At 43.2% G+C, this 12,153-nt stretch carries 8 protein-coding genes; 3 read left to right on the top strand and 5 right to left on the bottom strand.

Annotated features, from left to right (window positions below):
* Positions 1-55 precede the first annotated feature (55 nt).
* The 3 genes from B9T26_RS08700 (at position 56) to epmA (ending at position 3,544) form a co-directional block, all read left to right on the top strand.
* Complete coding sequence (locus B9T26_RS08700) at positions 56-1,285, top strand: CaiB/BaiF CoA transferase family protein (RefSeq protein WP_086199312.1); 1,230 nt, start codon at positions 56-58, stop codon at positions 1,283-1,285.
* 214 nt (positions 1,286-1,499) lie between these two features.
* Positions 1,500-2,567, top strand: coding sequence for a 4-phosphoerythronate dehydrogenase (locus B9T26_RS08695; protein WP_086199311.1), 1,068 nt, complete (start codon positions 1,500-1,502; stop codon positions 2,565-2,567).
* Positions 2,564-3,544 carry an EF-P lysine aminoacylase EpmA gene (epmA, locus tag B9T26_RS08690; protein WP_086199310.1) on the top strand — a complete coding sequence of 327 codons (981 nt, stop codon included), beginning with the start codon at positions 2,564-2,566 and terminating at the stop codon, positions 3,542-3,544. The genes B9T26_RS08695 and epmA overlap by 4 nt, the downstream gene beginning before the upstream one ends.
* A 123-nt stretch (positions 3,545-3,667) precedes the next feature.
* Here the strand turns inward: epmA and B9T26_RS08685 are convergent, their stop codons facing one another.
* The 5 genes from B9T26_RS08685 to metF all read right to left on the bottom strand — a co-directional run bounded on the left by B9T26_RS08685 (position 3,668) and on the right by metF (position 12,025).
* The gene (locus B9T26_RS08685) at positions 3,668-4,903 is read right to left on the bottom strand and encodes a multifunctional CCA addition/repair protein (protein WP_086199309.1); all 1,236 of its coding nucleotides are present in this window, start codon (positions 4,901-4,903) and stop codon (positions 3,668-3,670) included.
* A gap of 81 nt (positions 4,904-4,984) precedes the next feature.
* On the bottom strand, positions 4,985-7,264 hold the full coding sequence (locus tag B9T26_RS08680; RefSeq protein ID WP_086199308.1) for an NADP-dependent malic enzyme: 2,280 nt from the start codon (positions 7,262-7,264) through the stop codon (positions 4,985-4,987).
* 145 nt (positions 7,265-7,409) lie between these two features.
* Entirely contained in the window at positions 7,410-10,271 is a 2,862-nt protein-coding gene (locus B9T26_RS08675; RefSeq protein WP_086199307.1) for an EAL domain-containing protein, read from the bottom strand.
* A gap of 170 nt (positions 10,272-10,441) precedes the next feature.
* On the bottom strand, positions 10,442-11,158 hold the full coding sequence (locus tag B9T26_RS08670) for a 16S rRNA (uracil(1498)-N(3))-methyltransferase (RefSeq protein WP_086199306.1): 717 nt from the start codon (positions 11,156-11,158) through the stop codon (positions 10,442-10,444).
* A gap of 30 nt (positions 11,159-11,188) precedes the next feature.
* Entirely contained in the window at positions 11,189-12,025 is an 837-nt protein-coding gene (gene metF / locus B9T26_RS08665) for a methylenetetrahydrofolate reductase [NAD(P)H] (RefSeq protein WP_086199305.1), read from the bottom strand.
* Between the last annotated feature and the right edge of the window lie 128 nt (positions 12,026-12,153).

Genomic DNA, 12,153 nt, shown 5'->3' with positions numbered 1-12,153 from the left:
AAAAATATAAGATCATCAGGTGCTTATTACACCTGATGATGAAGGAGGAATGACAATGGGTGCATTACAGGGAATTCGGGTGCTGGATTTAAGCCGGGTACTGGCAGGTCCGTGGTGCGGACAGATTCTGGCGGATCTGGGTGCTGAGGTGATTAAAATTGAACGCCCACACGTCGGTGATGATACCCGTATGTGGGGGCCGCCATGGATGCCAGATCAACAGGGCAATGCCACGCGTGAGTCGGGCTATTTTCAGTGTGCCAATCGTAATAAATATTCCGTGGCCGTGGATATATCATCAATTCAGGGGCAGGAGATTATCCGGGAGATCGCCAAAACTGCCGATGTGGTGATCGAAAATTATAAAGCCGGTTCACTGGCAAAATATGGACTGGATTATGCAAGCCTAAGTGCTTTAAATCCGAAGATTGTCTATTGCTCGATTACCGGTTTTGGACAGGATGGACCACGTGCCGAAGAACCGGGCTATGACTTTATCATTCAGGGCATGTCGGGGCTGATGAGCATCACCGGTGAAAAAGATGGCGAACCGGGAGCGGGTGCGCAGAAGGTTGGAGTGGCTGTAGTGGACATTCAAACCGGTTTATATTCCACCATCGCCATTCAGGCAGCCTTGCTGGCACGACTGCATACCGGACGGGGGCAATATATTGATATGTCATTGCTGGATGTACAGGTTGCCACACTGGCCAATCAGGGTATGAACTATTTAAGCACTGGAATTTCGCCGAAACGGATGGGAAACAGTCATCCCAATATTGTGCCGTATCAAACCTTTAAGGCCAAAGACAAGGAATTTATTATTGCCTGCGGCAATGACAAGCAGTTTAAGGATTTGTGTATCGCCATTGGCTTGCCTGAACTGCTGGAAGATGCAAAATTTCAGCGCAATCAGGACCGGGTCAAGCACCGTGATGAGCTGATTCCATTATTGTCTGAATATTTCCTGTCGAAAAATGCCCGGGATTGGGTAGAGGCGATTCATGCAATGAAGGTACCTGTTGGGGTGATCAACTCGGTTGAAGATGCACTGGCTGAGCCACAAATTCAGCATCGTCAAATGGTGGTGAATATTCCGCACCAATTGAATGACAACTTTAAAGTGATTGCTTCCCCAATCAAGCTTTCAGATACACCGGTCGAATATCGTCATGCACCGCCACAATTGGGTGAACATACTCAAAAAATCCTGTCACGTTTTAAAACGGCGGATGAGCTGCATGCCTTAAAACTACAAGGCATTATTGATGGAGAGGTGGTTTAAGCAACCTTCTTTTGATCCATATTTGTTTTGCTCCTGTTGGACCGAATGGCTAAAGCATTCGGTCCTTTTTTTGCTGCAAGGAAAGATGACATCCATTTTATGCCCCATAGTGTCTGGGAAATTGTCTAACGCGAGAAGGTGATATCTATAAGGTGCTTGGTCAGATGCAGTGCTAAGCGTTATCATAATCGGCATAAGATCATTGGATTGCATTATGAAAATCGTTGCAGATGAAAATCTGGCATTTACCGACTATTTCTTTTCCGAATTTGGCGAAATAGAACAAAAAGCAGGTCGCACGCTAAGCCATGCCGATGTTAAAGATGCAGCAGCACTTTTGGTTCGTTCGGTAACGAAAGTCAATCAAGCTTTAATTGCAGATAGTGCGATCAAGTTCGTGGGCAGTGCAACCATTGGTACCGATCACCTGGATATTGCAGCACTGGAAAACAACAAGATTGCCTGGTCAAATGCCGCCGGCTGCAATGCACAGGCAGTTGCGGAATATGTGATTACCGCTTTATTGCATTTAAAACCTGAACTGATCGATGCCAATGATAGCTTTACTTTGGGCATTATTGGTCTGGGTAATGTTGGTTCACGTCTGGCTGTTATGGCAAAACTTCTGGGCTGGAACGTGATTGGCCATGATCCCTTCGTACAGCGTGAACAAGTCAATCAAATTGAATTTGATGAATTGTTAAAAACAGCAGATGCAATTTCGATTCATGTGCCTTTAACCAAGACGGGTGAGCATCCGACCTATCATCTGATCAATGCTGAAGTTTTGGCACAGATGAAACCTGAAGCCATTTTAATTAATTCGGCACGCGGGCCAGTGGTTCAAGAATCGGCCTTAATTGCCGATATTCAACAGACACAGCGACCAGTAGTTTTAGATGTCTTTGAACATGAACCTGAAATTTCAGCTGAATTGCTGAATTTAATCACTTTGGTTACACCACATATTGCAGGCTATAGTCTGGAAGGCAAGGCGCGTGGCACCCAGATGATCTATGACGCTTTTTGCAAAACCTTTAATTATCCGGCTGACAAAAAATTTGAAACCCAGTTGCCAGTCTGTGAACAGTATTTCAAAGAGCGTGATCTAAAAGCTGTACTCAAACAATACCTTTCCCAAATTTATGATATTGCCCGTGATGATGCGAACTTACGCGCATGCTTAAAAGATGGCAAGGTCGATCAAAAAGCCTTTGATTATTTACGTAAAACCTATCCCTTACGCCGTGAGTGGGCAGCACATGGAGGGCCTGCGGCATGAGTCAAACTGTCACTTATCAGCCGACTTGTGATTTAAAGGCTATGCAGGCACGTGCCAAAATGTATGCACAGATTCGTCAGTTTTTTGCCGAGCGGGATGTACTTGAGGTGGAAACGCCGATCTTGTCGCAAGCAGGGGTTACTGATGTGCACTTGGCTTCTGTACAGGCGCAGCGACATGTACGAGGCAAACAGCAAACCCACTATCTGCAAACTTCACCTGAATTTGCCATGAAACGCTTGCTTGCCACTGGCAGCGGCCCGATCTATCAAATCTGCAAAGTCTTTCGTGATGATGAGCATGGACGTAAACACAATAGCGAATTCACCATGCTGGAATGGTATCGTCCGGGATTTAGCCTGAAAGACTTGATGTTTGAAGTGACCGATTTGCTCAATGTGACCTTAAAGCAGCGCTTTGGTTCGGTACGTCCGACCATCCTCAGCTATAAACATGCTTTTATGGATCGTCTGGATTTAAATCCATTGCAAGCGAGCCTAAAAGAATTAAAAGATTGCTGTAACCGGGTGGGGGTAAATCTGGACCTGGGTGATGACCGTCTGGGTTATATCGACCTGCTGTTCTCGCACTTTGTTGAACCGAGTTTAGGTTTTGACACTCCTGTATTTTTAACCGATTTTCCAGCTGAACTGGCATCGCTCGCCAAAACTAAAAACGATGAAGATGGTGAGCTGGTTGCCGCCCGTTTTGAGCTTTATATTGAAGGTTTAGAGCTTGCTAATGCCTATGATGAACTGATTGATGCAGATGTACTGCGTTCCCGTTTTGAAGCAGATAACGCAGAGCGTGAAGCTTTGGGACTGCATGTGATGCCAATCGATGAATATCTGCTTGCGGCCTTACCGCAGATGCCAGAATGTTCAGGTATCGCTCTGGGGATTGACCGTTTATTGATGGTTGCGACTGAGCAAATGAAACTTGAAAAAGTGATCACTTTCCCGGCAGATGTTTCTTGATTTAAATTATTTCTAATCCTCCCAACTTTCTTTATGAAAGGGGGGAAGTCCCTCTTTTCCAAAGAGGGATCTAGGGAGATTGATAGAGATCAAAAAAAGCACCTTCAGGTGCTTTTTTATAGGCTATACAGCAGCCACCATCTGTTGTGCTTTGAGCTGTTCAATCGCTTTGATACGGCGCTGAATCAGCATTTCACCAATATCAGGTCCCTGAATATCAGGCGGTAAATCCTGAGCCTTAATATTACGCACCACTTGCATGGCTTCAAGCACATAAGCTGCTTGAGGATATTCACGGTCTTCCAGACCTAAACGGCCACGCGAGTCACATTCGCAGGCCTGTACATAAGCTTCCACCCGTTCAGGACGACGCAGCACATCGAGTCGTTGCAATAAACGCCATAAGGTACCAGGTTTTAAGGTGAGGGCCTGATGGCATTTTAAATGTTCTTTACAAACCGCAATAGCCAGTTGCTTGGTATTGGTTGGTACTTTCAGACGATCGCAAATTTCAGTGACCGGTTTTACCCCGCGTTCTTCATGCATGATATGACGCGGTAATTCATCTACAGGGGTCAGTGCTTTGCCTAAGTCATGCACCAGAACCGAAAATCGTACATCTAAAGAATAGTTGGCTTTACAGGCTTGTTGTAATGACATCATGGTATGAATGCCACAATCAATTTCCGGATGATATTCAGGACGCTGTGGAATGCCGTATAAGGCATCCAGTTCCGGGAACAGGACTTTTAAGGCACCGCAAGCACGCAATACATTAAAGTACTCATCGGCATGAACTTCCATGAGTGCACGAGACGTTTCTTTCCACACTCGCTCCGAGATCAGTGCATTGAGTTCACCTGATTCCACCAATTGTTTCATTAAAGCGAGGGTTTCCTCCGCCACACTAAAGCCTAAACTTTTATAGCGTGCAGCAAAGCGGGCAATACGGAGTACCCGTAGCGGATCCTCGACAAAGGCATCCGAGACATGACGTAAAATTCGCTGTTCTAAATCTTGTTGACCATGATAAGGATCGTAGATATTGCCATCGTGATCCATCGCCATGGCATTGATGGTCAGGTCGCGACGGATTAAGTCTTCTTCAAGGCTGACACTAGGATCGGTATAAAATTCAAAACCATGATAGCCACGACCTGACTTGCGTTCAGTACGTGCCAGGGCATATTCTTCTTTTGTTTCGGGATGTAAAAAAACAGGGAAATCCTTACCCACCGGCTGATAGCCTTGAGCAAGAAGCTGGTCGGGCGTTGCGCCAACCACAACATAATCTTTTTCGTGATAGGGGTGTCCGAGCAAGTGATCTCGAACTGCACCGCCTACTAAATAAACTTGCATGAAAAAACCTCTATTCTTCAAGCAATCATGCTACAGAATAGAGGTTTTCTCAAGTCACAAAATGTGATCTAGCTAACTAAATTAAAGTGCTGATTTTTCATTTTCCTGAATTTCAGCAACAGTTAATGCAGTCATGTTCACCAAACGGCGTGTAGTCGTTGTTGGTGTCAAGATGTGTACAGGTTTTGCAGCACCCAACAGGATAGGACCAATCGTCACATTGTTACCTGAAGTTGATTTCAACAGGTTAAACGAAATGTTAGCAGCATCCAGATTAGGCATAATCAGCAAGTTTGCCGAACCTTTGAAACGTGAGTTAGGGAAGGCAAAATGGCGAATATTTTCATCCAATGCAGAATCGCCGTGCATTTCACCTTCAACTTCAAGTTCAGGTGCAATTTCACTTAAAATTTCAAATACTTTACGCATTTTTTGTGCGCTTAAGTCATCTTGGTCGCTGCCGAAGCTTGAGTGAGAAAGAAGCGCGATGCGTGGTGTTACACCAAAACGGCGTACTTCTTCAGCAGCCAAAATGGTCATTTCAGCCAGTTGTTCAGCTGTAGGGTTACGGTTGATATAGGTATCTGCAATGAACAGGTTACGGTCTTCAAGCATTAACGCATTCAGGGTGAAGAAAGTGTTATGACCTTCTTTTTTCCCAATCACATTACCCACGAAGTCTAAGTGGATGTCGTAACTTGAGTAAGTACCACATAGCATACCATCGGCTAAACCGTGTTTTACCAGCATTGCAGCAATGAGGGTAGAACGGCGGCGTGTTTCACGTTGTGCATATTCAGGCGTTACGCCTTTACGTTGCATAATGTTGTAGTAATCATCGGCAAATTTTTCGTAGTTCGGATTTTTCTCCTGATCTACGATTTCAATATTCACACCATTTTCAAGACGCAAGCCCAATTTCTTGATGTTTGCTTCAATCACTGCGGTACGACCAACCAGAATCGGTTGAGCCAAGCCTTCATCCACGGCAATTTGTATTGCACGAAGTACGCGCAGGTCTTCACCTTCAGCATAGGCAATACGCTTAGGATCTGTTTTAGCCTGAGCAAAAATCGGTTTCATTATGAATGCCGAGTTGTAAACAAACTCAGACAAACGTTGACGATATGCAGAGAAATCTTTGATTGGACGAGTCGCTACACCTGAATCCATAGCTGCTTGTGCAATTGCAGGAGCAATTTCAAGAATCAAGCGTTGATCAAGCGGACGCGGAATTAAATATTCACGGCCAAATGATGCAGATTTTTCGCCATAAGATGCCGCATCTGCTTCAACATGTGCCATGCGAGCAATTGCGTGTACACAAGCGATCTTCATTTCTTCGTTGATGGTAGTTGCGCCAACGTCTAATGCACCACGGAAGATATAAGGGAAGCAAAGTGCGTTGTTGACCTGGTTTGGATAATCTGAACGACCTGTCGCCATGATCACGTCATCACGAACTTCATGCGCATGTTCAGGCAGAATTTCCGGATCCGGATTCGCCAAGGCAAAGATTATTGGATCAGCAGCCATGGTTTTCACCATTTCTTTGGTGAGAATACCTGCGGCAGAAAGACCCAGGAACATATCGGCACCGCCAATCACGTCGGCAAGTTGAGAACCTTCAATGTCTTGTACATAACGTTTTTTAGATTCGTCCAGACCTTCACGCTTAGTGGTTAACAGGCCGCGTGAATCCGCTACGATGATATTTTCTTTTTTCGCACCTAAAGCACAAAGCAAGTCTAGGCAAGAAAGGGCAGCAGCACCGGCACCAGAAGCGACAATTTTAATCTCTTCGATGTTTTTGCCGTTCAATTGCAATGCGTTAAGAAGAGCTGAACCTACGATAATAGAGGTACCGTGTTGATCGTCATGGAACACCGGAATGTTCATGCGTTCACGAAGTTTTTGCTCGATGTAGAAACATTCTGGTGCCTTGATGTCTTCAAGGTTAATACCACCAAAGGTTGGCTCTAGGGCCGCAACGATATCGACAATTTTGTCAGGATCGTTTTCTGCAATTTCGATATCGAAAACATCCACACCGGCAAATTTTTTGAACAGTACGCCTTTACCTTCCATAACCGGTTTAGAGGCTAAAGGACCGATATTCCCTAAGCCCAGTACCGCAGTACCATTACTCACCACCGCTACAAGGTTACCGCGTGCAGTATAAAGAGCAGCGGTTGAAGGGTCACGTTCAATCTCAAGACATGGTGCAGCAACACCAGGTGAGTAGGCAAGCGCTAAGTCACGTTGATTGACCAGTTGCTTGCTAGGGGTGACGCTAATTTTTCCTGGTGTTGGGAATTCGTGATAATACAATGCCTGTTGTTTTAAAGATTGATCGTCCATCTGTATCTCGTTTGTTACTTGGGGGATTCAGCAAAGCTGCTGGTTTTTTGCTTGGTTGAATCGAATATAACATTTGTTGTGACCTTAGCACAGTCGCGTATGTGTCTTTTTCAAGCAAACTTGAGATTAGAAAGATTGACTTATATCAAGAAGGTATAAGTCGATGTTGTTCTAGGTATGTAGTTGCTTCTTTTTCAGGTAGCGGTTTGGAAAATAAGAAGCCCTGTGCGATATCGCATTCAAGATCTTGCAGATACTGCAGTTGTTGTTTGGTTTCAATTCCCTCTGCAACCACCATCATGCCCATAGCCTTGCCCATGGCAATCATGGCACTCACAATGGCTTCCTGTTTGTTTTGTCCAATCATGGATACAAAACTGCGGTCAATTTTTAAAATATCAATTGGAAAATCAGCAAGATAGGATAGGGATGAATAACCTGTTCCAAAGTCATCCAGGGAAATATGAATGTTACGGTCTTTAATTTCATTCAACAGGTTTTTCACCGTGACTGAATTTTCCAGTAATGATGATTCGGTAATTTCAAGTTCCAGACTAGAACCGGAAATCTTGTAGGTTTGAATGGCGTGATCAAGGTCTTGAAGTAACTGACCACGTTGCAATTGCTGGGCAACCACATTGACCGATACACATATATTATTAAAGCCTAAGTCATTCCATCGGCGGATTTGTTTGGCAGTTTGTTGAATCACAATTCTGCCTATATCCGAAATCAGGCTGGTTTGTTCAGCCAAAGGAATGAACATGTTGGGTGGAATAATCCCTTTACTTGGATGATTCCAACGCACCAGCGCCTCAAAACCATAAATATTTTGATCACTGAAATTTATTTTTGGCTGATAGTAAACGATCAGCTCATTATTATTGATGGCATGGCGCAAATCACGTTCTAGATAAATGCCTTGCTCAAGTAAAGCAGTATTGTTATTTGAATAGAAACTACAGGTATTGCCGCCCAGATTTTTGGCTTCTGTTAAAGCCTGTTCGGCACAATTGTTCAGATAGTCTAGCTGGCGTCCGTTTTCCGGATAGAACGCAATCCCCATGGACAGGGTGATAATATGGTCCTGACCGAAAATGTTAAAAGGTAAGGAAAAAGCTTTGGTAATGCGTTCACAGTGTTGCTGAATCGATGGGCGAATATGTGAAAGTTCATACACAATTGCAAAATCATCACCATTCAGATGCGCTACAAATAACGCTTCGGCATTGGTCAGGCGCAGTCGTTGCGCAACTTGGCGTAACAGCTCGTCACCACCGCTATTGGTTAAAAACTCATTTAATGGTCTGAAACGGTCGATATTCAAACGAATCACGGCCAGTTGTTTAATTGAATCTTTCTGGCTGACTAAATATTGGTGCAATTGATAGTTGTAATAAAAACGATTCGGCAAGTCCGTTAGAGGGTCATAATTTTCTAGATAAGACAAACGTTGTTCTTGCAGTTTGCGCTCGGTCAGATCGGAAACAATGCCAATATAGTGGGTGACACGATTCTGCTCATCGGTAATGGCATTAATGTGCATCCAGATGGTCAGTTCTTTACCGGACAGGAATTTTTCGTGCAGTTCACCATCAAATTCGCCCATCTTTTCCAGCTGCTGAATAATCGAGTGGTGGCTGCTTCTTTGTTGCGACTTATAGTTTGCGGTAATATCAAACAAATTTTTGCCAACAATATGCTGGTGTGAAAAGCCGGTGAGCTGTTCATAAAATGGATTGACGTCGATATAGCAAAGTTGCTCATCAAGAATGAAAATACCTTCAGCTGCTTGCTGAAGTACGCTCGCTGCGAGTTTTAAGCGTTCCTGATCGCTACGTTCCTGATGAATATCACGACGAATACCCACCATACGTAGAGGCTTTTTATTGTTAGGATCACGAACAATGACTCGACCAATGTCATGTACCCATTTCCACTTGCCGCTGCTGTTTTGAATGCGATAGTTTGCTTCATAAAGTGGTGACTGACCACGTAAGTGCTTTTTCATGGCGAGTTTGAACTGTTCAATGTCATCAGGATGAACAATATTCTGTAGTTTATGATGATGCAGTTTGGAAGTTTTGAGGGTTTTTTGCTGTTTCGAGTCAGTTACCCAAATTTCACGATCTTTGATATTCCAGTCCCATGGACGCAATCCGGCAATTTCATGTGCCAAGACCAGATTTTGCTGCTGATTTTCTAAATCAGCATTCATTTTGGCAATATCAAAAGTCCGTTCTTTAACTTTCTGTTCAAGCAGCTGATTATTTAATTGTAATTGCAGTTCAATATCTTTCGATTTATTAATTTCAGTTTGTAATTGCTTGCATAATTCATCCGTCCATAAAACCTGTTGTTTGGCATTTTCGACCAAACGATTGTTTTTTGAATAAAGAGCAGAAATGCGCTGATGAATACGCGATGTGGTATTGGCACATAACAACATCACAATCAGGGCAAAATTTATGGTCAGATGGAATAAGAGATTTGTTGTTTCTGTGCTGATAAATTGTGAGGCCAGATAAGGAAAAATAGCCGGTATAAAGGTCAGACAGAAATAGTTTAAGCGCTGGGTTAAAAAGGTCAGTGCAAATGCCTGACTGACGATGAGCAATAACGCTGACAAAATTAATGCATTTACATAACTAAATGCAGGATTATATTGCGGCAGATAGTAGTAAATCAGACTAATACCAATCCCAATACTGCTTCCAATTAAAAAACTTTGGAATTGCAGCCAGCGGTGTGCATGGTTCAAACTGAACTGGTTGGGCTTGAAGTAGATACTGGTCAGCAGGATATTCAAACCACAAAACAGCTCAATGCCAATAAACCAGAGATTGAAATAAAAAGATGGCTTGCTGTAATAAAATTGATAAATGCCATATACATATAATGAAACGAGAACAATACTTATGAGAAAGAAGCGACTGAGCCGAATTGTATTGATAATTTGAGCAGCACTCACATGCTGCTTAATGTACTCGTCTTGAATATCTGACATATAAGCAAAAACCTTATTTTTGTTTTGCAATAAATTACTTATTTAAATTTTAACGCTATCCAAAAACTAAACTATATTCTAAATATATATTTGTTTCTTTAAGTCAAGAGTAATAACGTTATTTGAAAAAATCAATCTAATCATACCCCATTTATCTAAATTCTGATGAACTATACAGTTAAGTTATAATTCAAAATGGATAAGGCCACAATAGGTGCAGTTTCTGTGCGTAACACACGATTGCCGATACACCAATTTATAAATCCTGCATTGTTGGATATTTGTATCTCTGCTTCACTTAAGCCGCCTTCAGGACCAATCAATAATGCAATATCGGGAGTAGCATTGGCTAATACATTGACCTGATCTTTATTGGGTGCGAGTACAAGTTTTGTTGCAGGCAACTCACTGACCAGCCAGTCCTGTAACGATACAGGTGCTAATACTTCAGGAACTTTGTTCATACCGCATTGTTCGCAAGCCGCAATTGCAATTCCTTGCCAATGGTCGATTTTCTTTTGGTCACGATCATACTTAAGCCGCATTTCACAACGTTCGGAAGTCAGCAGCTGAATTTTAGAAACCCCAAGTTCTGTGGCTTTTTGAATGGCATAATCCATCCGGTCACCTTTGCTCATCACTTGTCCAAGCAAGGTGCTAAATGCAGGGGTGCGATCATCAGGATTAAATGAGTCAACAGAAACGGTCGCTGACTTTTTTGTTACTTCAATAAGCGTAACTTCATACTCACCACCTTGTCCATTGAACAAGGTGGCTTTTTCACCTGCTTGTGCACGTAATACTTTGACCCAGTGATGAAAAACCGTTTCGGTTAATTCAACATTCATATCAACAGCTAAATCAGCTTCAATATAGAAACGCGGCATTTAAGTATTACTCACAAATCAGATAAAAAATTAGGCCAGACCAAGATCGAGCACGAGCTGACGGGTTGGATCAGTGGTGTTCATGGTATAGAAGTGCAAACTTGGTGCACCGCCTGCAAGCAGACGTTCACACAAGTTCACTACTACTTCATGACCAAAAGCTTTGATACTTGCTGTGTCATCGCCATAGGTGGCCAATTGCTTACGAATCCAGCGTGGAATTTCGGCACCGGTACCATCAGCAAAGCGAATCAGGTTGCTTGCATTGGTGATTGGCATAATGCCAGGCGCTACCGGAATATTCACACCTTGTTTTTGAATGCGGTCTACAAAGTAGAAGTAGGCATCCGGATTAAAGAAGAACTGGGTTAAAGCGGCATTGGCACCGGCATTGGCTTTTTCGACAAAGTGTTGAATGTCTTTATCAAAGTTTTCTGCCTGTGGATGCATTTCAGGATAAGCAGCCACTTCAATCGTGAAATGATCGCCTGAATGTTCGCGAATAAAACGAACCAGATCTTGTGCATAAGGCAATTCGCCCAAACCTACCTGACCTGAAGGTAAGTCACCACGCAGCGCCACAATACGGTCAATGCCTTGCGATTTGTACAAATCAAGCAACTCGGCAATACGCGCTTTGTCATCCCCGATACAAGACAGGTGAGGGGCAACAGGGGTGCCTTTACCGTTAAAGTCGTTGATTGCAGCAAGTGTACGTTCGCGAGTAGAACCGCCAGCACCATAAGTCACTGAAAAAAATTCAGGATTTAACAGTTGTAATTCTTTATGAACAACACGAAGTTTTTCCGCACCGACATCAGTTTTGGTTGGAAAAAATTCAAACGAAATAGGAACACGTTTAGACATTTTCAAATCCTTTTTATAAATACTGTTTTAATTTTCACCCTCTCCCTGACCTCTCTTGCGCTTCACTTTAAAGCAGTGCTTAAAGTTCGCTCAGGAGAGGAGAATTCATTACTGAATTTTTTAGGGCT

The organism is Acinetobacter sp. ANC 4169 (assembly GCF_002135355.1).
Taxonomy (GTDB): domain Bacteria; phylum Pseudomonadota; class Gammaproteobacteria; order Pseudomonadales; family Moraxellaceae; genus Acinetobacter.
Note: the sequence above shows the minus strand (reverse complement) of the source record. Positions and strands in the feature narration are given on the sequence as shown.